24 protein-coding genes are annotated in these 25,128 nt (G+C 57.7%); 14 read left to right on the forward strand and 10 right to left on the reverse strand.

Annotated features, from left to right (window positions below; all coding sequences use genetic code 11):
- Nucleotides 1-210: hypothetical protein (locus tag ACN0WV_RS08775; RefSeq protein ID WP_417605114.1), on the forward strand; the 210-nt coding region annotated here is incomplete at its 5' end.
- 585 nt (nt 211-795) lie between these two features.
- A complete protein-coding gene (locus ACN0WV_RS08780) occupies nt 796-1,245 on the forward strand; it encodes a DUF302 domain-containing protein (RefSeq protein ID WP_084352899.1) in 450 nt (149 codons plus the stop codon).
- 173 nt (nt 1,246-1,418) lie between these two features.
- Here the strand turns inward: ACN0WV_RS08780 and clpB are convergent, their stop codons facing one another.
- The gene (clpB, locus tag ACN0WV_RS08785) at nt 1,419-4,037 is read right to left on the reverse strand and encodes an ATP-dependent chaperone ClpB (RefSeq protein WP_417605116.1); all 2,619 of its coding nucleotides are present in this window, start codon (nt 4,035-4,037) and stop codon (nt 1,419-1,421) included.
- 363 nt (nt 4,038-4,400) lie between these two features.
- Here clpB and pyrF point away from each other — a divergent pair, with 363 nt between their 5' ends.
- Together pyrF and ACN0WV_RS08795 are read left to right on the forward strand one after the other, a co-directional pair.
- Nucleotides 4,401-5,090 carry an orotidine-5'-phosphate decarboxylase gene (pyrF, locus tag ACN0WV_RS08790; protein WP_417605118.1) on the forward strand — a complete coding sequence of 230 codons (690 nt, stop codon included), beginning with the start codon at nt 4,401-4,403 and terminating at the stop codon, nt 5,088-5,090.
- 83 nt (nt 5,091-5,173) lie between these two features.
- The gene (locus ACN0WV_RS08795) at nt 5,174-5,467 is read left to right on the forward strand and encodes a hypothetical protein (protein WP_084352896.1); all 294 of its coding nucleotides are present in this window, start codon (nt 5,174-5,176) and stop codon (nt 5,465-5,467) included.
- 15 nt (nt 5,468-5,482) lie between these two features.
- Here ACN0WV_RS08795 and ACN0WV_RS08800 read toward each other — a convergent pair whose 3' ends face one another.
- Nucleotides 5,483-5,905 carry an NUDIX hydrolase gene (locus ACN0WV_RS08800; protein ID WP_417605120.1) on the reverse strand — a complete coding sequence of 141 codons (423 nt, stop codon included), beginning with the start codon at nt 5,903-5,905 and terminating at the stop codon, nt 5,483-5,485.
- 60 nt (nt 5,906-5,965) lie between these two features.
- Here ACN0WV_RS08800 and ACN0WV_RS08805 point away from each other — a divergent pair, with 60 nt between their 5' ends.
- On the forward strand, nt 5,966-7,219 hold the full coding sequence (locus tag ACN0WV_RS08805; protein WP_417605122.1) for a DNA polymerase IV: 1,254 nt from the start codon (nt 5,966-5,968) through the stop codon (nt 7,217-7,219).
- A gap of 5 nt (nt 7,220-7,224) precedes the next feature.
- Here ACN0WV_RS08805 and ACN0WV_RS08810 read toward each other — a convergent pair whose 3' ends face one another.
- The 4 genes from ACN0WV_RS08810 to ACN0WV_RS08825 all read right to left on the reverse strand — a co-directional run bounded on the left by ACN0WV_RS08810 (nt 7,225) and on the right by ACN0WV_RS08825 (nt 10,435).
- Complete coding sequence (locus ACN0WV_RS08810; protein WP_084352893.1) at nt 7,225-7,542, reverse strand: DUF3775 domain-containing protein; 318 nt, start codon at nt 7,540-7,542, stop codon at nt 7,225-7,227.
- Between the two features lie 81 nt (nt 7,543-7,623).
- Nucleotides 7,624-8,355 (reverse strand): SDR family NAD(P)-dependent oxidoreductase, encoded by a 732-nt coding sequence (locus tag ACN0WV_RS08815; RefSeq protein ID WP_417605124.1) that lies wholly within the window; start codon nt 8,353-8,355, stop codon nt 7,624-7,626.
- The gene (locus ACN0WV_RS08820) at nt 8,355-9,143 is read right to left on the reverse strand and encodes a DUF1365 domain-containing protein (protein ID WP_417605126.1); all 789 of its coding nucleotides are present in this window, start codon (nt 9,141-9,143) and stop codon (nt 8,355-8,357) included. Before ACN0WV_RS08820 ends, ACN0WV_RS08815 begins: the two co-directional genes overlap by 1 nt.
- Entirely contained in the window at nt 9,140-10,435 is a 1,296-nt protein-coding gene (locus ACN0WV_RS08825) for an NAD(P)/FAD-dependent oxidoreductase (RefSeq protein WP_417605128.1), read from the reverse strand. The genes ACN0WV_RS08820 and ACN0WV_RS08825 overlap by 4 nt, the downstream gene beginning before the upstream one ends.
- Nucleotides 10,436-10,652: 217 nt before the next feature.
- Here ACN0WV_RS08825 and ACN0WV_RS08830 point away from each other — a divergent pair, with 217 nt between their 5' ends.
- Together ACN0WV_RS08830 and ACN0WV_RS08835 are read left to right on the forward strand one after the other, a co-directional pair.
- Nucleotides 10,653-11,204 carry a sigma-70 family RNA polymerase sigma factor gene (locus tag ACN0WV_RS08830; RefSeq protein WP_417605130.1) on the forward strand — a complete coding sequence of 184 codons (552 nt, stop codon included), beginning with the start codon at nt 10,653-10,655 and terminating at the stop codon, nt 11,202-11,204.
- Nucleotides 11,201-11,848: a ChrR family anti-sigma-E factor gene (locus ACN0WV_RS08835; protein WP_417605132.1), complete on the forward strand. Its 648-nt coding sequence runs from the start codon at nt 11,201-11,203 to the stop codon at nt 11,846-11,848. Before ACN0WV_RS08830 ends, ACN0WV_RS08835 begins: the two co-directional genes overlap by 4 nt.
- A gap of 78 nt (nt 11,849-11,926) precedes the next feature.
- On the opposite strand, the gene dnaJ is transcribed toward ACN0WV_RS08835, so the two are convergent.
- On the reverse strand, nt 11,927-13,084 hold the full coding sequence (gene dnaJ / locus ACN0WV_RS08840) for a molecular chaperone DnaJ (protein WP_084352887.1): 1,158 nt from the start codon (nt 13,082-13,084) through the stop codon (nt 11,927-11,929).
- Nucleotides 13,085-13,161: 77 nt separating this feature from the next.
- Nucleotides 13,162-15,072, reverse strand: a complete 1,911-nt coding sequence (gene dnaK, locus ACN0WV_RS08845) for a molecular chaperone DnaK (protein WP_417605134.1) — start codon at nt 15,070-15,072, stop codon at nt 13,162-13,164.
- 224 nt (nt 15,073-15,296) lie between these two features.
- On the opposite strand from dnaK, the gene ACN0WV_RS08850 reads away from it, so the two are divergent.
- Nucleotides 15,297-15,902: an alpha-ketoglutarate-dependent dioxygenase AlkB family protein gene (locus ACN0WV_RS08850; RefSeq protein ID WP_417605135.1), complete on the forward strand. Its 606-nt coding sequence runs from the start codon at nt 15,297-15,299 to the stop codon at nt 15,900-15,902.
- 36 nt (nt 15,903-15,938) lie between these two features.
- On the opposite strand, the gene ACN0WV_RS08855 is transcribed toward ACN0WV_RS08850, so the two are convergent.
- Nucleotides 15,939-16,769 (reverse strand): ABC transporter permease, encoded by an 831-nt coding sequence (locus ACN0WV_RS08855; protein WP_084352884.1) that lies wholly within the window; start codon nt 16,767-16,769, stop codon nt 15,939-15,941.
- 141 nt (nt 16,770-16,910) lie between these two features.
- On the opposite strand from ACN0WV_RS08855, the gene cysQ reads away from it, so the two are divergent.
- The 6 genes from cysQ (at nt 16,911) to ACN0WV_RS08885 (ending at nt 24,588) form a co-directional block, all read left to right on the forward strand.
- Entirely contained in the window at nt 16,911-17,708 is a 798-nt protein-coding gene (gene cysQ, locus ACN0WV_RS08860; RefSeq protein ID WP_417605136.1) for a 3'(2'),5'-bisphosphate nucleotidase CysQ, read from the forward strand.
- Between the two features lie 277 nt (nt 17,709-17,985).
- Complete coding sequence (gene galU / locus ACN0WV_RS08865) at nt 17,986-18,879, forward strand: UTP--glucose-1-phosphate uridylyltransferase GalU (protein WP_084352882.1); 894 nt, start codon at nt 17,986-17,988, stop codon at nt 18,877-18,879.
- A gap of 399 nt (nt 18,880-19,278) precedes the next feature.
- Nucleotides 19,279-20,271, forward strand: coding sequence for a glycosyltransferase family 2 protein (locus ACN0WV_RS08870; RefSeq protein ID WP_417605137.1), 993 nt, complete (start codon nt 19,279-19,281; stop codon nt 20,269-20,271).
- A gap of 232 nt (nt 20,272-20,503) precedes the next feature.
- A complete protein-coding gene (locus tag ACN0WV_RS08875; protein ID WP_417605359.1) occupies nt 20,504-21,463 on the forward strand; it encodes a glycosyltransferase family 2 protein in 960 nt (319 codons plus the stop codon).
- Nucleotides 21,460-23,154: a DUF5927 domain-containing protein gene (locus ACN0WV_RS08880; RefSeq protein WP_417605138.1), complete on the forward strand. Its 1,695-nt coding sequence runs from the start codon at nt 21,460-21,462 to the stop codon at nt 23,152-23,154. Before ACN0WV_RS08875 ends, ACN0WV_RS08880 begins: the two co-directional genes overlap by 4 nt.
- A gap of 3 nt (nt 23,155-23,157) precedes the next feature.
- A complete protein-coding gene (locus ACN0WV_RS08885; protein WP_417605140.1) occupies nt 23,158-24,588 on the forward strand; it encodes a sulfotransferase family 2 domain-containing protein in 1,431 nt (476 codons plus the stop codon).
- A 73-nt stretch (nt 24,589-24,661) separates the two neighbouring features.
- Here the strand turns inward: ACN0WV_RS08885 and ACN0WV_RS08890 are convergent, their stop codons facing one another.
- Nucleotides 24,662-25,126 (reverse strand): PTS sugar transporter subunit IIA, encoded by a 465-nt coding sequence (locus ACN0WV_RS08890; protein ID WP_084352878.1) that lies wholly within the window; start codon nt 25,124-25,126, stop codon nt 24,662-24,664.
- Nucleotides 25,127-25,128 lie beyond the last annotated feature (2 nt).

Raw genomic sequence — 25,128 nt, forward strand, 5'->3', positions numbered from 1 at the left:
CAGTCCGTTTCCGTCCCGGCCAGTCCGTCTGGCGTCCCCTTGGTGCATCTCTGCGCCGCCGGTGAAGGGGGTTCTACGGCCAGTGCACAAAACCCGCAAGCACTTTCTTATAGAAAATATGGATTTTTTATGAATTTTTCCATTTCTCTTTATTTTCAATGCGTTGTGTTACCAAAAACTAGCTCAATCTGCGGCGTGGGCGCACGTTAGTGTCTCGAGGGCGCGGAGAGCGACCAAATGTAGTGGTCTCTACTAGCCAAACCACAATCCGCCATGATTCTGCGGCGCGGCATTGGCGACTCGGCCGAGTCGAAACGCCATGTATTTGCCCTCTCCGGCCACTGAGAGTGATTCATCGATTTGCAGCTGCTTACGGGTCAGCTTGTTTGCTGACACAGCGGTGGGATTATACACAGCGCCAGACAAACCAGAACGCCGACAGAATACCCCGCAGGTAGACCGACCATAGCGGCAGTTTCCGTAGAAACCTGTTCACCAACCGACCGGACCCATCCTGGGCCTGCCAGAAAAGTTCGCTGGCATACCTGGTTTGCGCATCGTCATTGGTCAGAGCTTCTTCGACAAGCTCATGCCAGCATAAAGCGAGGCGACCCTATCCCTTTAGCTGCCGTTCCGGACGGCAAGCGCAACCGCTCTATATCTCTGACGCTTCATTGCATTCTCGGCCCGCCCTTCCTGCTTGATCCTCGCCCCGGCATCCTCGACAGTGACTATCGGGCTGGACAAACCCGAACCAGCGGACAAGCTTGTCAAATGTGCAGAATGGAAAGAGCCATGATGAACTTCAATACGCTTCTGTTTGCCGCCGCCGCTTTGGCAGCCACTTCTGCTTTTGCGCAGGATGCGGTGACCTACACAGTCGAGCAAAGCTTCGACGATGTGACCTTCGGATTGGAAAGCGCGATTCTAGATGAAGGGCTGGTGATCGATTCCGTCAGTCATGTCGGTGAGATGCTGGAAAGAACCCGCGCTGATGTCGGATCGGATGTCGTTCTTTACACCAACGCCGACGTCGTGTCGTTCTGCTCTGCCGCGCTGTCGCGCCAAGTGATGGAGGCGGACCCGATGAACATTCAGTTCTGCCCCTACGATATCTTCGTCATGCAACGACCCGAGAGTCCCAACGAGACCACAATCGGCTATCGCAGTTTTCCCGACGGCCCGATGAAAGAAGTCGAAGCGCTTCTTGATCGCATCGCGCGTGCGGCCGTGGGAAAAGACTGATCCCATGAACAGCACAGCCCGCCAAGCGTCTCGGCGGGCTGTGCGAAATTGGACGAAGCAGTGCGCCTCTTGTCCAGTCCTTCGCAGCAAGGTCCCGGCTCGGGGGCCGGGACGCGACGTTTCAGACCTGACCGGCGTGCCCCGGACTTGATCCGGGGCCTTGCAGCCAGTCGTCAGTGGATAACGGCATCGTCAGGCTTGGGACGATTGGATGCGCCGATCCGGTCACCTATAATCAAGCCGTCTGCCCCAGCGCCCACCGATATTGCTGCACCTTCCACCACATCTCCTGCCAGGATCATTTCGGCCAGCGGGTCCTGCAAGGCGCGCTGAATCACCCGCTTCAACGGCCGCGCGCCAAAGACCGGATCATAGCCTTCGTCCGCCAGCCACTTCTTTGCTTCCGCGTCGACGGTGAGCGTGATTTTTCGACCAACCAGACGCTTGAGCAGACGTCGCAACTGGATTTCCACGATTTCGGTCATATCCTCGCGGGCAAGCCGGTCGAAAATGACTGTTTCGTCCAGACGGTTCAGGAATTCCGGGCGGAAATGGGCCCGCACCGCATCCATCACATCACGTCGCGCCGCACCGCTGTCAGCCCCTTCGGGTAATTGGCTGAGCGCCTGCGACCCCAGGTTCGACGTCAGAATGATCAGCGTTTGCTTGAAGTCCACGGTCCGGCCCTGACCATCGGTCAGCACACCATCGTCAAGCACTTGTAAAAGCACGTTGAACACGTCCGGGTGCGCCTTTTCGACCTCGTCGAACAGCACCACCTGATAGGGGCGCCTGCGCACGGCCTCGGTCAGAACACCGCCCTCGTCATAGCCGACATATCCCGGAGGCGCGCCGATCAGACGGGCGACCGAATGCTTTTCCATAAACTCCGACATATCGATGCGGACCATGGCGTTGTCATCGTCGAACAGGAATTCGGCCACGGCTTTGGTCAGTTCGGTCTTGCCGACACCGGTTGGCCCGAGGAACAGGAACGACCCAAGCGGACGATTTTCGTCATTAAGACCCGCACGCGCGCGGCGCACCGCGTTCGCAACCGCCTTGACCGCAGTGTTCTGGCCAACAACCCGGCGATGCAGGTCATCCTCCATCCGCAGCAGTTTTTCACGGTCGCCTTCCAGCATCTTCGAGGTCGGAATTCCGGTCCAGCGCTCGACCACTTGCGCGATCTGCTCGGGCCGCACGGCCTCTTCAACCATGACGCCGTCTTGCTGTTGCGTCTCGGCCGTTTCCAACTGCTTTTCAAGCTGGGGGATCACCCCGTAGGACAACTCACCGGCCTTTGCCAGATCACCGTTGCGCTTGGCAATCTCCAGATCCGCACGCGCGCGATCCAGCTGTTCCTTGATATCGCGGGCAGAGGCAAGCTTGTCGCGTTCGGCCTGCCAGTTCGCAGTCATTTCGGCGGATTGCTCTTGCAGGTCGGCCAGATCCTTTTCCAGCTTTTCCAACCGGTCGCGCGAAGCCTGATCGTCCTCTTGCTTCAGCGCCTCCGCCTCGATCTGCATTTGCAGAATGTTGCGGTCCAGTTGGTCCAACTCTTCCGGCTTGCTATCCACTTCCATACGCAAACGGCTGGCCGCTTCGTCCATCAGGTCGATCGCCTTGTCGGGCAGGAACCGGTCGGTAATGTAGCGATGCGACAGCGTCGCGGCGGCCACCAATGCGGCGTCCGAAATCCGCACACCATGGTGAAGCTCGTACTTCTCCTTGATGCCCCGCAGGATGGAGATCGTGTCTTCTTCCGTGGGTTCTTCAACCAAAAGCGGCTGGAAGCGACGGGCAAGGGCCGCGTCCTTTTCCACATGCTTGCGGTATTCATCCAGCGTCGTGGCACCGATACAGTGCAACTCGCCCCGCGCCAAAGCAGGCTTGAGCAGGTTGGAGGCATCCATCGCCCCATCTGCCTTGCCGGCACCCACAAGCGTGTGCATCTCGTCGATGAACAGGATGATCTCGCCAGCGGCAGCGGTCACTTCGGACAGCACGGCCTTCAGGCGTTCCTCAAACTCACCACGATATTTCGCACCGGCAATCAGCGCGCCCATATCCAGCGACAGCAGGCTCTTGTTCCTCAGGCTTTCAGGCACGTCACCGTTGACGATGCGCAGCGCAAGTCCCTCGGCAATCGCGGTCTTACCGACGCCGGGCTCCCCGATCAAAACCGGGTTGTTCTTCGTCCGGCGGCTGAGAACCTGCATGGCGCGGCGAATTTCCTCGTCTCGGCCAATGATCGGATCAATTTTGCCCTCACGCGCACGCTCTGTCAGGTCGAGCGCATATTTCTTCAGCGCGTCATAGCCGTCTTCTGCCGAAGCGCTGTCGGCGGTGCGGCCCTTCCGAATATCGTTGATGGCTTCGTTCAGCCCCTGCGGCGTCACGGACCCCGCTTCCAGCGCGGTTTTCGCGGAAGATTTCACCATCGCCAGTGCGGTCAGCATACGTTCAACAGGCACGAAACTGTCACCAGATTTCGTGGCCAGTTTTTCGGCCTCGTCCAGAACCTTGCCGGTAGTGCTGTCCAGATAGACCTGACCCGCATCGCCGGAAACCTTTGGAATTTTTGACAGCGCCAGTTCCAAGGCTTCGACAACACGTTCAGGCGAACCGCCCGAGCGTTTGATCAGGTTGCTCGCCAGCCCCTGATCGTCGTCCATCAATGCTTTCAGAATATGTTCCGGGCTCAGCCTTTGGTGGCTTTCCCGCATCGCGATCGTCTGCGCGGCTTGAATGAACCCGCGCGCGCGTTCCGTGAACTTCTCCAAGTTCATCGTCTCTCTCCTTCGTTAAGCGCCCATATCTCACCATGCCTGCAAGGCAGCACATGGCCTGTTTGGGCCTTCCACAATAAGGTGGCGTTACCGCCTCCTCGATTCAAGTCCCTCGCCCCCAGACATTGCATTTTTTGAATGTCATTTGAGGCATCTGTGAAAACTGAAAGCGCCATCACGTCCCGGCCTTCACCTGCGTGCAGCCCCGGCGCACCGGACGGAACTTTGTTGCAGGAAGACTGCGCTGCCAATCGTAATATTCTGGTGTCGCAACACCGATCCTCGCCACTTTGTCAAAGCATGCTTGACCTTCGACCTGACGTACCGGAAAAGACCCAAACCCCCATGTGAAAGGCTTGCCCCATGTCCGATGACCGTTTGATCGTCGCCCTTGACGTACCCAACGCCCTGATGGGGCTGGAACTGACGAAAACCCTGGGGGACACCGTGTCGTTCTACAAGATCGGGCTGGGCATGCTGACAGGTGGCGGCCTGGCACTGGCCAACGAACTTAAACAGGAACACGGCAAACGTATTTTCCTTGATATGAAACTGTTCGACATCGGTGCCACGGTCGAGGCAGCGGTACGCGGACTGTCCCAGTTCGACCTCGATTTCCTGACCGTGCATGGCGACCCGCATGTGGTCTGCGCGGCGCGCGAAGGCGCTGCGGGCAGCGATATGAAGATCCTGGCAGTCACCATCCTGACGTCGCTTGATCGCGCCGATCTGGACGCCTCGCTTATCCGGGCGGGCGATATGTCCGATCTGGTGGCAGAACGCGCCGGGCGGGCCTTCGAGGCGGGTGCCGATGGCGTCATCAGCAGCCCGCACGAAGCGGCTGTGGTTCGTGCGTTGCCCGAAGCGAGCGGCCGGTTGATCGTGACGCCGGGCGTGCGGCCGACAGGCACCGACAAAGGCGACCAAAAACGCATCGCCACGCCGCGAAGCGCCGTTGACGCAGGGGCCGATCACATCGTCGTCGGTCGTCCAGTCTGGCAAGCCGAGGACCCAGCGAAAGCCGCGCGCAAGATCGTGGCAGAACTGGCCTAGGAAGGCCAAACCGACCGTATCGGGAACAAATTCGACCGAATGGGAGTTATTGCATCACAATCAAGGCTCAGGAGGCCGGTACGATGCAAAACCCTCTCGCCCAGATCAGCGAAGTGACCTACAACGCTGCCAGCCAGTGTTTCGAGGCTGTCGTGACCCTGCATATTGGCAGTGCCCTTGTCCACATCGCCAGCGCATTTCATGCGCCCATGAATACATCATTCAAAATTATTTCCGGCGGATTGACCCGTATCGCGTTACGCGACATGGAGAATGGAAATGCGCTTTTGTCGCGCCGCGTCGCCCGTGCCGCAACACGCTACGAACAGGAAACCCCACGCTGGAAGACCCAACTGTCGGGACAGCGCGCTGCCTGACTGCCACGCACCGGTCTAAGTCTTTGAGCGCCAGTCTAAATAACGCGCAAGTTGATCGCGAAAATGCGGGATGGCGTCGGAACGACTAAGAAATTCGCTCGGTTCAATCAGACCCCAGCCCAACCCCTCGTCGCCAAACACGATGTCGGCTGCGGCCTTAGCTGGCATGTGTGCAACAAAGAACCAGACCCGGCCATGGGGCCGCTGATGAGAATGACGCCACACAATTTCGGCCGGATCGATCATCAACCCAACCTCCTCACGCGTCTCGCGTAACGCGCAGGTTTCAGGTGCCTCCCCATCCTCTCGCCCACCGCCCGGCCAATCAAGGTATCCGGGCCAGGGAATCCCCTTGCTGTGGTCGCGGCGGATAACAAGCAATTGCTCTCCGATAAACAGGATAAGCTTTGCCCCACTGAAATTCGTATCGTCTGGCATGTCACTTCTGCTAAAAGGGCGCTGTACCGCTGATAGCAAACCCTACCCGGAAATACGACCATGCCCGCGCTATGCCGTGACTGTCTGACCCGTTTTGACGCCGGACCGCGCTGTGCGGCCTGTCACAGCCGTCGCGTTGTGCAGAATCCAGAGCTGTTCGAACTGTCGATCGCTCATATGGATTGCGATGCCTTTTACGCCAGCGTCGAAAAGCGCGACAATCCAGAGTTGGAAGGCAAGCCCCTTATTATCGGCGGGGGACGGCGGGGCGTGGTGTCCACCGCGTGCTACATCGCGCGGATCAAGGGCGTCCGGTCTGCGATGCCGATGTTTCAGGCATTAAAGCTCTGCCCCGAGGCGATTGTCGTCAAGCCCCGTATGTCCGCCTATGTTGATGCCAGCCGCGCAATCCGCGCGATGATGGATGAATTAACCCCGACCATCGAACCGCTTTCACTGGACGAGGCATTTCTGGACCTGACCGGCACCGAACGTCTGCATGGCGCTCCGCCTGCGGTTATGCTGGCCCGCCTGATCCGGCGGATGCGGAACGAACTGGGACTGACCGGATCCATCGGGCTGTCGCATAACAAATTCCTCGCCAAGCTCGCCTCTGATCTCGACAAACCGCACGGGTTTTCGGTGATCGACAAGGCCGGAACGCAGGCGTTTTTGCGGCCGCGCCCGGTGCGCCTGATCTGGGGCGTGGGGCAAGTTGCGCAAGCCGCGCTCGACAAGGCGGGCATCCAGACATTTGACGACCTGCTGCGCTGGGACCGGCGCGATTTGCACGCGCGGTTCGGTTCGATGGGCGACAGGCTTTGGCATCTGGCACGGGGCGAGGACCATCGTCGGATTTCGGCCCACAGTCCGATGAAGTCGATCTCGAACGAAACCACGTTCAATGAGGACACGTCCGACCCGGATATTCTTGACGGCCACCTGTGGAGGATGTCGGAAAAAGTGGCGGACCGCGCCAAGGCAAAGGCAATGGCCGGGCGCACTGTAACACTTAAACTCAAACGAGCGGATTTTTCGCTGATCTCGCGGCGGGTTACACTGCGCGACGCCACGCAAATGGCCGATACGATCTATCGCACCGCGCGCGGGCTGTTCGATCAGGTCGGCAGCGTCGGGCCCTACCGGCTGATCGGTGCAGGCATTTCAGACCTCTGCCCGGAAGCAGACGCCGACCGAGCGCCAGATCTGTTGGATCCGACAGCCGCGCAACGCGGACAGGCCGAGCGCGCAACCGACCGCATTCGCGCACGCTTTGGCCCCGACGCCATTGTCAAAGGTCGTGCGCTGCGCTGATCTGACTACATCACCTCGTCTTCCTCGTCGGTTGCCGAGATGCCTAGTGCTTCCAACCCGTTTTCCAGATTATCAGACAGATGCGGCGTTCCGATCAGGTAGTCGGCGGTCGGTGTTGTGGCCTCTTGTTTTGCGGTTTGGATCGCCTCTTGCAGATCCTCCACCTCGAAACTGCCGCGTCCTATCCACATGACCGCCACCAGTTCCGCCTGCTCATCCTCGTTCAGCGCGTCGATGAAGGCCCGCAATTCAGCTTCGGCGCGGCCAAGTTCCCGCGACATGACGATGATTTGCGCGACCTTTCGGGTGCTTATGTCCAACATGGCGCATCTCCTCTTTTCCTGCATCTACCCCAGACTGGTGCGCAAAGCCTGCGCCTGTCCTTGATCCTGCGCAAGATGAGCCTACCCGAAAATTCGGAAATACAGCCAATCAGGCATCAACTGCCTGCCGCGGAACACAATAGAGAACAGCCGCGGAAAGCTGCGCTTGAAGGCGCGGCTGTTCATATGCGCAAAGACCTGATCCGCCGCCTCGTCAGGCTCCATCAAGAAAGGCATGTCGAAATCGTTCTTGTCGGTCAGCCGCGTCCGGATGAAACCGGGATTGGTGACTTGCACCTCGACGCCCGTCTTGTGCAGATCGCATCGCATCGATTCCGCCAGCGCAAGGATACCCGCCTTTGACGCGGAATAGCCTATGGCACCCGGCAGCCCGCGAAAGGCCGACAGGCTGGCCGTCAGAACGATATGCCCCGCCCCCCGATCCACCATCTGCGGCACGACTCGGCCTAAAACGCGGAATTGTCCGGTAAAGTTCACATCCGCCATGGCAATCCCGTGATCGTGGTCCCACTCCTTTGCATCCATCGGCCAATAGACACCCGCCAGAAACACCAACCCGTCGATCAGCCCGATCGTTTCGACAGCGGCATCCACGGATGTCTGATCCGCAACATCCATGACCTGGACCTGCGCCACACCGGGCAGTTCGGCGGCCAGTTTCCGCAATGGCTCTTCTCGGCGGCCCGACAAGATCAGGTCTGCCCCTGCTTCACTCATCTTGAAGGCAAGCGCGCGGCCCAACCCTTCGGATGCACCGATGATCCAATAGCGTTTGCCCGCCCAATCCCGCATCAGGAGACCGTCCTGTCTTGATTGGGGTGCATCTGGGCAGACACATCTTGATCCGGCGGCGCGGGACGGTTTCGGTATCTTGCCCCTTTCCACCACAGTTTTAGAGCCTGCCAGTGGATCAGGCCCAGAACCCGCCGGGACCCGAACGGCCGCCGCAGACAGGCCGCGAGAATACCGCGATTGGTCAACCGTTGACGTGGGCCAGTCAAGGTCGCGACCAAGCCGCCATTTCCGGTCAGGTAGTCGATCCAGATGCCGATCCGATCTTCGCGGATGTCGAAGCGAAACGTATAGCTGCCCTCAACCGGCTGAAACGGCGAGACATGCAACAGCTTTGCCGCAGGCAATCGGTCCTGCGACGTGATCGCTGCACCGTCCTCGCGCCTGACCAGATAACTGTGTCGGTCGCCGAACGTGTTGGTCACCTCGGCGATAACTGCACATATGCCGCCAGATGCATCGTGGCACAGCCAAAAACTGACCGGATTGAAGACATGTCCCAGCACACGCGGCTGCGTCAGCAACAGCACCCGCCCCGGCAGGTCCAGATCATGCGCCGCCAACACCTCGCGGACCCATTCCGCACCCCGTCCCTGCTTGGGAACACCGCCATGATCGCTTGCATGCAACGACGTCAGGTTGCCCCGGCCCAGCGAAAACAAAGCAGGCATCTGCGCTGCGTGCTCGGGATCAAGAAGCACATAGTCCACCGAATATCTAAAGGCGTTCTCCACCCCGCCCTTGCGACTGTGGAACGTATGGCCGGGGATATGATCGACGTGTTTCATGCGGCCTGTTCGACCGCATCGCGCGCACGGATCGCCTCGCTGACATCAAGCGCGGATTTCAACCCGTCCTCATGGAAACCGTGCCGCATCCAGGCACCGGTGAACCAGGTTCTGCGGGCTCCGTTCATCGTGCGCACTTCTTCTTGAGCCTTGAGCGCGGCAAGATCAAAGACTGGATGGCGCAGGGTGGTCTGATCATAAATCAGTTCCTCGCGGATCGGGCGAGTTGAATTCAGCGTCACGAACATCGGATCGTCCTGCGGGATCGGCTGGAGGCTGTTCATCCAATAGGTCAGATCGATCCGGTCAAAGTCCCGACGGGCATCCTCGGCATAGTTCCACGAAGACCAACACGCCCGCCTACGCGGCATGATAGCGGTATCCGCGTGCAAGGTCACCTGATTGGGCTGATAGCGGATCGCACCCAAGGCCGCTTGTTCCTGCGGGGTGGCATCCGACAGCAGCCTGAGCGTATCGTCGGAATGGGTGGCAAAGATCACATCGTCAAAGATTTCCCATTCACCGCCTTCGGCACGAATCTCGACGCCAAAGGCGGTGCGCCTCACACCGGCAACCGGCGTGGACGGGCGCAGGGTCACGGCACGGCTGCGCAACGAGCGTTCGAGACGCCGAACGTATTCCACAGATCCGCCCTTCACCGTCCACCATTGATGCTGTCCGGTGTGGCTAAGCAAGGCATGATTCTCGAAAAACTGGATCAGCGCATGTGCCGGAAAATCGAGTATCTTGTCGGTCGGGGTGGACCAGATCGCGCCTGACAAGGGCAGCAGGTAGTAATCGCGAAACCAGTCGCCGGTTTTCAACTCTGTCAGAAAATCGCCCAACGGCTGGCTTCTGTCAGTGGCAGCGTCCAAAGCGCGCGCATTGAAGCGCATGATGTCGCGCACCATTCCGATGAAGCGCGGCTTCAAAAGATTCGATCGCTGAGCAAACAGCGCAGCCATATTGCCCAACCCGTATTCCATCGCACCGCCGTCCAGCGAGGCACCGAAGCTCATGTTGCTTTTCACGACGGGCACGTCGAGTCGTGCGAACAGCTTTGTCAGCGTCGGGTAGTTGGCATAGTTAAAAACGATAAACCCGGTGTCGACCGGCTGATCCCCGTTTCGACCGGCAACGATGGTCCGCGCGTGGCCGCCCAGTTTTTCACCAGCTTCGAACAGCGTCACCCGGTTATCGTCGGCAAGAAAATGCGCGGCCCCTATTCCAGAGATACCGGCCCCGATCACGGCGATGTTTCCTGGGCGGGCCGTACTAGCTTCGAAGGGCATCAAATTTCCTGTCGTTCAAGTTGTCTACAGGCTTGTTACGGCTCGCCTTCGCGATTGGATGTAAAGAAAAATCCGCAATGTTGATCCGACCGACACTGACAAGCGTATTCATGGCATGTTAAGCAACGCTGAACACTCAAGGCCGCAGCCAAAGCACGTCTGTTTCACGCAGATGCCACAAGCTGCGCATCCAGTTACGACGCCGGAGAAGATTTGCGTGAAAGGGACAAAGCGCAGCAACGCGACCGACTGGGTAGATCATGTGCGGCGCATTCGTGACCGTCAGGATCAGCAGGCGTTCCGCGAGTTGTTTGAGCATTTCGCGCCGCGCGTGAAAGGGTTCGTGATGCGGGGCGGCACCGATGCCGCCTTTGCAGAGGAATGCGCGCAGGACGTGATGGCCACGCTCTGGCGCAAGGCGCACCTGTTCGACCCCAGTCGCGCCAGCGTGTCGACATGGGTTTTCACGATTGCACGGAACCGCAAGATTGACCTGATCCGCAAGCAACGCCGCCCGGAACCCGAAGATCTGACCTGGGGTCCCGAGGCCGAACCGGACCAAGCCGAAGTTCTGGGACTGCAACAGGAAACCGAAGAACTGGGGCGCGCGATCGCCGCCTTACCCGAAAAACAGCGCAACTTGATCGAAAAAGCGTATTTTGGCGATCTCAGCCACAGCGAGATCGCAGAGCAAACCGGCCTTCCGCTTGGCACGATCAAATCTCGCATAAGACTGGCGCTCGACCGTTTGCGCCACGCAATGAAATGACCACGACGATGATAAAACACCATATAGCCGATGATCTGCTGATGCGTTATGCGGCGGGCACGCTGCCCGAAGCGTTTGATCTGATCATTGCCGCGCATATTTCTATGTGCGACGAATGCCGCGCGTCGGCCGAAAGCCTTGATGCCATCGGTGGAAACCTGATCGATAGCTGCGGCACGCAGGCCATGTCGGATGACAGCTTCACCCGGACGCTCGACCTGATCGGGTCTGACGCGTCCATCCCGCCCCGTCGCAACAGTGATCCGTCATTGCCTGTGCCATTGGCCGATTACGTTGGCGGGTCGCTCGCATCGGTGAAATGGCGTCCAGTCGGGATGGGCGTGAAGCAGGCGATTCTGCCTACAGGCCCAGAGGCTACGGCACGATTGCTGTTCATTCCGGCGGGCACGGCAGTGCCGGATCATGGCCATTCGGGGACAGAGCTGACCTTGGTTCTGCAAGGCGCGTTCGAAGATGCGACCGCGCGATTCGAGAAGGGCGACGTGGAAACTGCCGATGCTGATCTGGAGCACACGCCGATAGCCGACATCTCTGAGGATTGCATCTGCCTGGCCGTCACCGACGCCCCGTTGCGGTTCAAGGGTTGGTTGCCGCGCCTTGCGCAGCCTTTCCTCAAGATCTGATCCTGCACCGCCCGGCGTACAAAAAAACCGGCAAAGGACTATGCCCTTGCCGGTTGTTCTGTTTTTTGGAAAGCTGATTCAGCCTTTCATCGAATCCCAGAAGTTCTTGACCGATTTGAAGAACGTCGAAGATTCTGGGTTGTTCTCTTCGCTCAGGTTTTCAAACTCGCGCAGAAGTTCCTTTTGACGGCTGGTCAGGTTAACCGGCGTCTCAACTGCAAGCTCGATGAACATGTCACCGGCAGAACCGCCCCGCAAACCGGGCATTCCTTTGCTGCGCAACCGCATCTGCCGTCCGGATTGGCTGCCTGACGGAATTTTGACGCGGCTGCGTCCGCCGTCGATTGTCGGCACCTCAATATCCCCACCAAGTGCTGCTGCGGTCATTGAAACCGGAACCCGGCAAAACAGATTATTTCCTTCGCGCTGGAAAATATCATGCGCCGACACTTCGATGAAGATGTACAGATCACCCGGAGGCCCGCCGCGCAGGCCCGCCTCGCCCTCACCTGCCAACCGAATACGGGTGCCCGTTTCGACGCCCGCAGGAATATTGACGCTCAGCGCGCGCTCTTTCTGAAGACGCCCGTTGCCGCCGCATGTTGTGCAGGGGTTCTTGATAATCTGGCCCAGACCGGAACAGGTTGGGCAGGCGCGCTCGACCGTGAAGAAACCTTGCTGTGCGCGGACTTTGCCCATACCGGAACAGGTCGGGCACGTCGTCGGCTCTGCACCGCCTTCGGCACCTGATCCACTGCAAGACCCACATTGCACCGAAGTCGGCACATTGATGGTTTTCTGCAATCCATTGAAGGCTTCTTCCAGCGTGACGCGCAGGTTGTAGCGCAGATCCGCACCACGGGCCGCGCGCTGTCGACCACCACGGCCACCACCGTTGCCCATGAAATCGCCAAAGAGATCATCGAAAACATCCGAAAAGGCGCTGGCAAAATCACCCTGCTGGCCGGAATGGAAGCCGCCGGGCCGTCCGCCACCGCCGCCCATGCCACCCTCAAAAGCGGCGTGGCCGAAGCGGTCATAGGCCGCCTTTTTCTCGGCGTCCTTCAGGACCTCATAGGCCTCGTTCACTTCTTTGAACTGGCCTTCTGACTCGGGATTGTCGGCGTTGCGATCGGGATGCAGTTCCTTGGCCTTACTGCGATAGGCCTTCTTGATCTCGTCCGCAGCAGCGCCCTTCTTGATCCCGAGAACATCATAATAGTCGCGTTTCGACATTGTCGTTCTCCTTATCGCGGAACGAAACGGGCCGGCCCGATGTGCGGACCGGCCCCGAATGTTCCGCAGGCGCGGCCTTAGGCCCGCTTGCTGTCGTCAAGATCCTCAAAGTCGGCATCGACGATATCATCGTCGGCACCGCCTGCATCATCAGCAGCAGAAGGACCGTCTTCACCGGCTTCCTGACTGGCCTTGTAGATCGCTTCACCCAGCTTCATCGCAGCTTCGGTAACGTTCTGGATACCCGATTTAATCTTATCCGCGTTTTCGGTTTCCATTTCGTCTTTCAGCGCGGCAATGGCCAACTCGATCGCCTCGACAGTTGTCGGATCAACCTTGTCGGAATGCTCTTCCACCGATTTCTCGGTCGAGTGGATGAGGCTTTCTGCCTGGTTCTTCGCCTCGACAAGCTCCTTACGGGCCTTGTCTGATTCGGCGTTTTCTTCGGCTTCGCTCACCATCTTCTCAATGTCGGCATCCGACAAGCCACCCGATGCCTGAATGGTGATCTTGTGCTCTTTGTTGGTGCCCTTGTCTTTGGCAGACACGGACACGATACCGTTCGCATCGATGTCGAAGGTCACTTCGATCTGGGGTAAGCCGCGCGGCGCGGGAGGAATATCCTCAAGGTTGAACTGGCCAAGGATCTTGTTGTCGGCCGCCATCTCACGCTCGCCTTGGAACACCCGAATTGTCACGGCATTCTGGTTGTCCTCGGCGGTCGAGAAGACCTGGCTTTTCTTCGTCGGGATCGTGGTGTTGCGGTCGATCAGACGGGTGAACACGCCACCCAGCGTTTCGATCCCCAGCGAAAGCGGGGTCACGTCGAGCAGCACAACGTCCTTGACATCGCCCTGAAGAACACCGGCCTGAATGGCGGCACCCATGGCGACGACCTCATCCGGGTTCACACCCTTATGCGGCTCTTTCCCGAAGAATTTGGTGACTTCCTCGATCACTTTCGGCATGCGCGTCATACCACCGACCAGAACGACTTCGTCGATCTCGGACGTGGCGATACCGGCATCTTTCAACGCAGCGGCGCAGGGCTTCATCGATGCTTTGATCAGATCACCCACAAGGCTTTCCAGCTTCGCGCGGGTCATCTTCATCACCATGTGAAGCGGCTGACCGTTGGCGCCCATCGAGATGAACGGCTGGTTGATCTCTGTCTGGCTGGAGCTGGACAGTTCGATCTTCGCCTTTTCGGCCGCCTCTTTCAGGCGCTGAAGGGCCATCTTGTCTTTGGTCAGATCGACCTGATGCTCTTTCTTGAACGCATCCGCCAGATAGTTGACGATCCGCATGTCAAAGTCTTCACCACCAAGGAACGTATCGCCATTGGTCGATTTAACCTCAAACAGACCGTCGTCGATTTCCAAGATGGTCACGTCAAACGTACCGCCGCCAAGGTCATAGACCGCGATAGTGCGCGCTTCTTTCTTGTCGAGACCGTATGCCAACGCAGCGGCTGTCGGCTCGTTGATGATCCGCAGCACTTCAAGACCGGCGATTTTGCCCGCATCCTTGGTGGCCTGACGCTGGGCATCGTTGAAGTAGGCAGGCACGGTAATCACGGCTTGCGTGACGTCTTCGCCAAGATAGGATTCGGCAGTCTCTTTCATCTTTTGCAGAATGAAGGCCGAAAGCTGGCTGGGCGAATATTTCTCGCCTTTGGCGCGCACCCAAGCGTCGCCGTTACCGCCATCGATCACTTCGAACGGCATATTCTTGCGGTCTTTGGCCAAATCCGCGTCGTCATTCCGACGACCGACCAGACGCTTGACGCCGAAGACGGTGTTTTCAGGGTTGGTGACGGCCTGCCGTTTCGCGGACTGACCCACGAGGCGCTCGTCATCTGTAAACGCGACGATCGACGGCGTGGTGCGCGCACCTTCCGCATTCTCGATCACGCGTGGCTGCGATCCATCCATGATGGCGACGCAGCTGTTGGTGGTTCCAAGGTCGATACCAATAACTTTGGCCATGTTGCGATCCCTTTCTTATTCAAGGCGATGACACGAGGTCAGGACCCTTTATGGCATCCCTGCCCCGTTGGTTGTGTAACGCGCCAGAGTTGGCCACCCTGACCCGCGCTTCGCAGGGTATATAAGGAGGCACAATTGACGCTGCAAGCGCCGCAAACCCGGTCATCCAGCAAATTTTTCGGATTTCCGTTGCGCGAGAGCATCCAACGGGGCGAAATACCGGCATGGAACCCTCGCTCACCCTGCGCGGCATTGACGTCTATCGCAGCTATCTGGACCGCCCAGAGCAAGCGGCGCTCGTCGACGACATCCGCGGCATCGTCACAGCAGCGCCCCTGTTTTCACCGGAAACCCGCTGGGGCAAGAAAATGTCAGTGCGCATGACGTCAGCAGGGCGATTCGGCTGGATTTCCGATCGAAGCGGCTACCGCTACGCCGAAAAGCATCCGAACGGCGAGGCATGGCCACCGATCCCTGAACGCGTGCTGGACATATGGCGGGCTTTGGCGAACAACCACCGCCTGCCCGAATGCTGCTTGGTCAACTGGTACGGCGAGGGTGCACGGATGGGATTGCATCAGGACCGTGACGAAGCCGACTTCAGCTTTCCCGTCCTGTCAGTATCGCTGGGCGATGAGGGCCTGTTCCGAGTCGGCACCGATGCACGCAAAGGCCCGACAGAATCTTTCTGGCTGCGCTCCGGTGATGTGGTGGTGATGGGCGGAGCGGCGCGCCTGACATATCACGGCGTGGACCGGATACGCTTTGGTTCTTCGACACTTCTTCCGCAGGGCGGACGGATCAACCTGACGCTACGGGTCGTGACGTGATCGAGATGACCGCAGCCATGAAGAATTCCGATATGGTTACCTGCGTGCCGCCCAGGAGGCTGAGGCTTTCTTGCGAGTATAGAACTCTCCCATAAGGCCGATCACCATCAGCACAGCCCCAAGGATAAACGCGTATTCCCAGTTGGAGTTACGCGGATTGTAGTTGATGAAAGCATAGCCTCGGGATTGGTCGATGGCATGGAACAACGGGTTCCAGTCGAAAAGTTTCAGCATCGCTGGTGGCAGGGTGTTGGCCACGAACATCTTGCCCGAAGCAATCATGTTGGCGCGTTGGTAAATCGTGCTGATGATGCTGACAGGTGTCGGGAACCACGGTCGCAGCGCCAGAAACACCATGCCGATCGCCGCGCCGGTAAACCAGGCCAACAGCAACATTGCCATACACCCGACGGGATCGTGAATATCCTCAAGCAAGTCCGGATTGACCAGAACGTCATAGGCAAACAGTATAACGAACAGTGACAGAATCTGAATATACAGCGCCGAAACCATCGCTGAACAGATCACGATGGCGGTGTTCATCGGCGCATGCTGCATCATCGGACTTGTCGGTCCCTCTGCTCCCGATACCGCGCCCAGTGTCTTCACATGGGTCATAAACAGGAAAACCCCTGTCATAATATAGACCATGAAGTCGCCCGAGATACCGGCACCGCGCAATCCCAGGATGATGAACATGAAATAGAACGCCATCACGAAAATGATCGTCTGAAGCATGTTGATCAACAGCGCCATAAACGCATTGCCGTGCGTCTTGCGCACCGATCTGACGCTGCCGTGATAAATCAGCTCTGCAATATTGATGGCGGATCCGAAAGTGGACCGCGGCTTGGATTGTTGAAACATCGGCACACTGCTCCGGGTCGGGGGAACGCCAGCTGTCTGGACTTCTTGCCGTTCCGCCTGCGCGCTATCATAAAGGGCCAGACCCTGCTAATCAATTAATCCGCCCAACATTTGCATGCCGGTGGCCGAAGGAGACTGGAATTGAACTACGAAACCCTGACCCGCGTGATGCGCAAACTGTCGCTCGAAGCCGGCGATCTGATTATGGACATCTACAACGCCGACGATTTCGGCGTGAAGGTCAAATCCGATGACAGCCCGGTCACAGCGGCAGATGAGGCGGCGGACGCGCATATCTCTGCGGGCCTGCGAGACGCATTTCCCGACGTAGCGTTGGTCACCGAAGAACAGGCCGCAAGCCATTCTGTCGACGCGCGGACCTTTCTGATCGTCGATCCGCTGGACGGCACAAAGGAATTCATCAACCGCCGGGGGGATTTCACCGTGAACATCGCGCTGGTTGAAAACGGCGTGCCCACGCGCGGCGTCGTCTATGCGCCGGCAAAGGGGCGCCTGTTCTATACCGGCTCCACCGGTGTTTCGGTTGAAGAGACCGGTGCGTTCGACAAGGACGAGCCAGGCGAAACCACCCAGATGAGCGTTACAACACCCGATAATGACGGATTGATGATCGTCGCGTCTAAATCGCATCGTGATCAGGCAACCGATGACTATATTGGCAAATACAACGTCAAGGACATGACCAGCGCCGGATCCTCTCTGAAATTCTGCCTTGTCGCAACTGGCGAGGCTGACATTTACCCGCGCCTTGGACGCACGATGGAATGGGACACGGCTGCCGGGCACGCCGTTTTAGCCGGCGCAGGCGGGCGCGTCGTGCGTTTTGATGACCACACCCCGCTGGCTTATGGCAAGGACGGATTTGCCAATCCGTTCTTCATTGCCTACGCCCCCGGCGTGACCCTGCAAGACGCCTGAAAACAGAACGTCGGCGGAGCGCATGCATGTCCCACCGACGTTCTTTTGGGGCACCACGCGCTTGCCATGCCTGCGCATTTCATATCTTCACCTATGTGTCGTGACGCCGAAACAATAATCCCCGTTGCGTCAAATGCGCGCAAAATGCTCCGCAATTCCCCTGAAACCAAGGTAATTGCGGTAGTTTTTCAGTATGAATGTTAGGTATTTCTAGTCTAAGAAGTGTTCGAAACAATTTTTGACGTTATGTGACGTTGCCCAGATCAGGAGAAACGGTATGCGAAACAAGGTTACCAAAGCGATTTTCCCGGTTGCTGGACTTGGCACACGATTTCTGCCCGCAACGAAGTCTGTACCGAAAGAGATCATGACATTGGTCGATCGCCCGCTGATCCAATACGCTATTGACGAAGCGCGCGCCGCCGGGATCAAAGAATTCATCTTCGTGACCTCACGCGGCAAAGGCGCGCTGGAGGATTACTTCGATCAGGCACCGCAATTGGAAAGCGAGCTTCGCAAGAAGGGCAAGACAGAGCTGTTGGACGTGCTGAAAAGCACCAATATGGAATCTGGGGCGATCGCCTATCTGCGTCAACACAAGGCGCTTGGGCTTGGTCATGCTGTGTGGTGCGCCCGCCGCCTGATCGGAAATGAACCTTTCGCTGTGATGCTGCCCGACGACGTGATCGCTGCTGAAAAACCCTGCCTCCAGCAGATGGTAGAGGCCTATGAAGAGGTTGGCGGGAATATGGTCGCGGCGATGGAAGTTCCTCGGGACAAGGCCAGCTCCTACGGTGTGCTCGACATTCAGGAAGACATGGGCGCGATGGTATCGGTCAAAGGCATGGTCGAGAAACCCGACCCTGGCACGGAGCCGTCAAACCTTGCTGTTATCGGTCGTTACATTCTGACACCTAACGTGCTAGGTAATCTCAATAAAATGCGCGCAGGTTCCGGCGGAGAAATTCAGCTTACCGACGCCATTGCCCAGGAGATCGGGAACGACGACGGCGTCTACGGCTTCCGCTTTCGCGGGCAGCGCTTTGATTGCGGCTCCAAGGCTGGTTTTCTGCAAGCGACCGTTTCGTTCGGCCTTGCCCGTGACGATTTGAAAGACGACCTCCGCCGCTTCCTGACGCAAGTTGTTGCAACGGAGAAAGCCGCCGAGTAGCCCGTCTTGGCACCTGCCCGCATAGCCGGTGATGCGGCCGCGACATTATTCTCCCGCGATGGCTTTGGGCTTTGTGTCGCAGGACACAGTTGGGCTTGACGGCCGCGCCCCCAGAGGCTTGCGGACAAGTCACCTTAGGCAATCGGGCGATCCTGATTGTCCGCACCGAATTTTGAAAGCGGCTTTCATTCACTGCAACGCAGGGTGGCGGGATTATGGACGCTTACTTTTTTGTAAGCTGAGACGCACGACCCTCTCACGAGACAGTTGTTTGAACTAAACTGGTCCTTAATACGAAATCAGGCGACAGCTCAATGTGGTCAGAAGCGGTCGACAACAGGACGGAGCGGTCATCCGGAAAGGTGGAATGTGGGCCGACAGACGTGGCAAGATCTTTGGATGGGCTACAAGCTGCGCTGGAAACGCCGCAGGCTGCTGCTTCGGGCGCTGCGCAAAAGGCATCAAATGCGGTGCGTTGCTGACCGCACAGGCACCATGGTCTCCACCGACATTCTGCTATTTGCCACGGTGCGAAACGAAGCGCTGCGGCTGCCCTTCTTTCTGGAGCATTATCGTAAGCTTGGCGTCGCGCATTTTCTGATCGTCGACAATGGCAGCACCGACGAAACCCAAATTCTTTTGGCGGATCAGCCCGATGTGTCGCTGTGGCAAACCCCCGCCAGTTATCGTCTGTCGCGCTTTGGCCTTGATTGGCTGACATGGCTTATGATGCGTCACGGTCATCGCCATTGGTGCCTGACTGTCGATGCCGATGAACTTCTGATCTATCCGAACTGGCAAACCCGCCCACTGCCCGCGCTGACGGAATGGTTGGACGAATGCCAAACTCCATCATTTGCTGCGATGATGTTGGATATGTATCCAAAAGGCCGCGTTGATACCTACAGTTATGCGCCGGGGCAGGATCCGTTGGAGATTGTGCCGTGGTTCGACCACGGCAATTACCGGATCCAGATGCAGCCGCATTTGAGAAATCTGTGGATTCAAGGCGGTGTCCGCGCGCGAAAGTTCTTCGCCGACACACCGCAACGCGCGCCTACAATGAACAAGACGCCGCTTGTCCGCTGGCACCGACGCTATGCCTATCTGAACTCGACTCATGCGCTGTTGCCGCGCCGTCTGAACCAGGTCTATGGCGAGGCGGAAATCCTGTCGGGGCTGCTGCTTCACACCAAGTTTCTCGATACGATCGTCCAGAAGTCCGAAGAAGAGAAGGCGCGCCAGGAACACTTCAACAACAGCGCAGTCTATGAAGATTACTATGAGGCATTGATGCAGGCCCCTGATCTTTGGTGCGAGCATTCAACCCGCTACATCAGTTGGCGCCACATGGAGGCACTGGGCCTCATGTCGCGCGGCAACTGGATGTGAGACGCAACAGGTTTACGATCCGTCGCGATATGCCTATGTTTTGAATTAACAATACCAGAATGGCCGTTCTGCCCCCAACCAAAGCGGTTCTTAACTTGTTAAGTCAAATACGACAGTGCGTTAATCAGTGCAGAGTAGAAGGAGAGCGGCGGCGTGAAACTGTCGCCATGAGGGGCATGAATTGAAGTTGATCAATTCATATCGGCGGCGATTGAAGCGCAAACAATTTCAGATGCGCGCGCGCCGCAAAAGCCTTGGCTTGACGATTGCAGCGGACCGAACCCGAGCGATCCGGGACAACGATATGCTCTTGGTCTCAACGATGCGCAATGAACTGGTCCGGCTGCCGTATTTTCTAGAATATTATCGAGATCTTGGCGTTCTCCACTTCCTGATCGTCGACAATGACAGCAGTGATGGCACGCGCGAGTATTTGCAGGATCAGCCCGACATCTCTCTTTGGACCACGAAAGACAGCTACAGGGCCGCCCGGTTTGGCGTTGATTGGACGAATTGGTTGCTGCGCAGATATGCCCATGGTCATTGGGCATTGGTGGTGGATCCGGATGAATTCTTCGTCTTCCCGTTCTGCGATACCCGACCGATCCAGGCGCTGACCGATTGGCTGGACAGCTCCTCGGTGCGGTCTTTTGGCGCGATGCTTCTGGACATGTACCCCAAAGGACCGCTGAAAAAACACCCCTACACTGCCGGGCAGAACCCGCTGGAAATCGCGCCGTGGTTTGATGCCGGGAACTACACCATTCAACGTAACCCCGACTTTTGGAACCTATGGATCCAGGGTGGGCCGCGTGCGCGTGTGTTCTTTGCGGACAAGCCGAAACAGGCACCAGCGCTTAACAAGGTGCCGTTGGTCAAATGGGACCGACGTTACGCCTATGTCAGCTCCACCCATATGCTGTTACCGCGCGGGTTGAATATCGTGTACGATAAAAGTGGTGGTGAAAAAGCCAGCGGCATCCTGATGCATATGAAGTTCCTCAACACCTTCGCTGCCAAAGCCGAAGAAGAGCTGAGCCGAGGACAGCATTCCGCCAAGTCAAAGGAATATATCGCCTATGCTGATCGGCTGCGGCATAATCCAGACATTTGGTGCGAATTCTCTGAGAAGTACATTAACTGGAGACAGTTGGAAGTTTTGGGTCTCATGTCGAAAGGTAACTGGGCATGACTGTCGGCATCATCATGCTTGTGCACACCGCATTCGATCGGGCCGAACAAGTGGCCCGTCACTGGGCTCGGGCGGGCTGTCCCGTGGTGATTCATGTCGATAAAGCGCTGCCGCTCGCTCGGTATGAAAAATTCGCTGCGGCCCTGTCTGACGTCGCAACGCTGAAATTCGCGCCGCGCCACCGTTGCGAATGGGGCACATGGGGTCTTGTTTCTGCCGTTCAGGATGCCAGCGAGATCATGCTGTCCTCTTTCAAGGAAATTCGGCACGTCTATCTGACCTCCGGTGCGTGCCTGCCATTGCGCCCCGTCGAAGACCTGATCTCTTATCTGGCAGAGCGACCTCAGACCGATTTCATCGAAAGCGCGAATGTCGCGACGGTGCTTTGGCCAGTTGGTGGGCTGGACGAGGAACGCTTCACCTTAAGGTTCCCGTTTTCGTGGAAAAGGCATCGCTATCTGTTCGATAAGTATGTCGATCTTCAGCGCCGTATCGGGTTCAAGCGAAACATACCCGACGGAATCGTGCCGCATATGGGAAGCCAGTGGTGGTGCCTGACGCGACAGACACTATCAGCCATTCTGCAAGATCCCAAACGGCCCGTGTTCGACAAGTATTTCAAACGGGTCTGGATACCGGACGAGAGTTACTTTCAAACACTTGCGCGCCGTTATTCCGTTGCGCTGGAAAGCCGCTCTTTGACACTGTCCAAGTTTGATTTCCAGGGCAGACCTCACATCTTTTACGACGACCATTTGCGGCTTCTGCGGCGGTCGGACTGTTTCGTTGCACGCAAGATCTGGCCGCGCGCGAATAAACTCTACGATGCATTCCTGGCCGCGCCCCGCAACGACATGAACAGAATCGAGCCAGATCTTGGCAAGGTTGATCGCATCTTTGCCAAAGCGGTGCAGCGCCGGACCCGCGGACGTTCCGGCCTATATATGCAAAGCCGTTTTCCGCGGAGTGGTTACGCCAGCGGCACCGCTGCAAAATATTCTGTTTTTCATGGGTTTTCCGACCTGTTCGAAGATTTTTCAGACTGGATGAACCGGACAACCGGAACCCGTTTGCACGGCCACCTGTTTGCACGAGATCGCGTTGAATTTGCGGGTGGGAAAACCATCGTGGCAGGCGGCCTGTCTGATAGCGCCGCATTGCGCGATGCCAATTGTGCCGCCTTTTTGACCAATCTGCTGTGGAACACGCGCGGCGAACGGCAATGTTTCCTGTTTGGACCAACCGACGATCAACGGATTCGCGAAACCATCGCTTTCGATCGCAACGCGCAAGTGTCCGTCATCAGCGGCGCATGGGCCATTCCGCTGTTCAAATCCAATGTCGATTTCGCCGACATCCGCAAAGATGCGACCAAGCTACAGCAGGTCGAAGCCGAACATCTTGCGATCTTACGCAGCCCGGAGGCCAAAGCGCGGGTCAGGATTTGGACCTTGGCAGAGTTCATCGATGCGCCAATTAGCTTATTGCAAACCATCATCGATGAGATGAGTCAGAAACCATCGCGACAGCTGGCAGAAGCGCCCCGGATGGCCGACCTGACCGGATTTGGTCAATTCCTTCAAAACTTGAAAAATCAGGGTGTCCAGCCCAACTTGACAGGCAACTTTCCGGTAAATCCTGAACCGATGAATGCACAATCTTTGCCTCAAAAACCGTATCTGGTACGATAGAGGATGGCCGCGCAATTCGACTATTTCGTGGTGTTTGCAGAGATGCGCACCGGGTCCAATTTTCTCGAGGCAAACCTTAACCAATTCGACGGCCTCACCTGTCATGGCGAAGCCTTCAACCCCAGTTTCATCGGCTATCCAAATTCGGAAGACATGCTAGATGTCACCCTTGCTCAACGCGACCGTGACCCCGGTCACCTGATCGAGGTCATCCGCGACCAAACCAATGGGATTGGCGGATTTCGCTTCTTCCACGATCATCATCCCGGCGCGCTTGATCTGATCCTGAACGATCCACGATGTGCAAAGATTGTTCTGACACGCAACCCGATCGAAAGCTACACAAGCTGGAAGATCGCCAAAGCCACCGGCCAGTGGAAGCTGACCAATGTCGAGAAACGAAAAGACAGTCCTGCCTGGTTTGATGCCGAAGAATTCAAAGAATACCTGCCCCGCTTGCAAGCATTTCAGGTTCGCCTGCTTAAGGCGCTGCAAACGACGGGCCAGACCGCCTTTTACGTCGCGTTTGAGGATTTGCAGGACATTGCGGTGATGAACGGGCTGGCAGCGTGGCTGGGCGTGGCTGACCGTCTTGAAGGGTTGGACAAAAAGCTGAAGCGTCAGAACCCCGAACCGCTTGCCGACAAGGTTGCGAATTTCCCGGAGATGGAAGCTGCCTTGGCCAACCTGGATCGCTTCAACCTGACGCGTACGCCGAATTTCGAACCGCGGCGCGGCCCGCAGGTTCCCCGTTATGTCGCCGCGCCAGCCAGCGCGCTGCTTTACCTGCCGATCCGGTCGGGCCCGGAAGAAGTGGTACTGGACTGGCTGGCATCGCTGGATGGCGCTGGCAGGAACGCGTTACAGACTCGGTTCTCGCAAAATAGCCTGCGCAAATGGATGAAGGCAAAGCCCGGCCATCGCAGCTTTGCCGTGATCCGGCATCCGCTATTGCGCGCCCATACCGCGTTCTGCACGAAAATCCTGGCCCGCGGACCGGGCAGTTTTGCGAAAATTCGGCGGGCCCTGCAACGTGTCCACGGATTAGACCTGCCGGATGATCCGTCAGATCCGCGCTACGACGCCAACGCTCACCAGACCGCGTTTGCTGCGTTTCTGAAATTCTTGAAGGCCAACCTGAATGGTCAGACCGCTATTCGTGTGGATGCCCATTGGGCCAGTCAGGCGCAATGTCTACAAGACATGAGCACTTTTGCCCTCCCTGACATGATTGTACGAGAGGAGGAAATGTCCGTTTATCTTCCTGCCCTTGCCATGCAGGTCGGCCACCATGCGCCACACGACACCGAAGACGCCAGCCCGGATGTGCCTTTCACCCTGCAAGAAATCTACAGTGCCGAGCTTGAGGCACTGGCACGCGACGCTTACTACCGTGATTATTTGATCTTTGGCTTCAGCGATTGGAGCCCCTGAGAACCATCGTCAGCAACGACTCGCCCCAGCTAAGGAGCCGCCCGCGCAAGGTTTCAGTTATGTCTCTGGGCAGCTACGCGATAGCGACCGACTCGCCTTCGGTCAGGATCGTGTACAGCGTCGCAGCATCCGGATTGGCTCGCAGTTTTGCGCAAACTGACGCCTCCCGCAACGTCCGCGAAACCAACGCCAAAGCCTTGAGATGTTCAACGCCGGCATCCTCGGGCGCGAATAATCCAAAAACTACATCGACCGGTTGTCGGTCGACGGATTCGAAGTTGATCGGCTTGTCCAACAGGATAAAGACGCCGACCACGTCAGACAGTTCCGGAATGCGTGCATGCGGCAGCGCAACGCCTTGCCCCACACCCGTTGGGCCAAGGCTTTCACGCTCCATCAGCGCCTCGACCGCCGCCGGGGCGCTGATGCCGTAAGCAGCCTCTGCCAGGTCAGCCAGATCATGCATCAATCGTTTCTTGCTGGAAGCTGCGCCAATAACCTTGACCGCCTCCGGTTTCAAAAGCTTGAGAAAGTTCATTA

Source organism: Primorskyibacter flagellatus, from assembly GCF_048268605.1.
In the GTDB taxonomy this organism is placed as follows: Bacteria; Pseudomonadota; Alphaproteobacteria; order Rhodobacterales; family Rhodobacteraceae; genus Primorskyibacter; species Primorskyibacter flagellatus.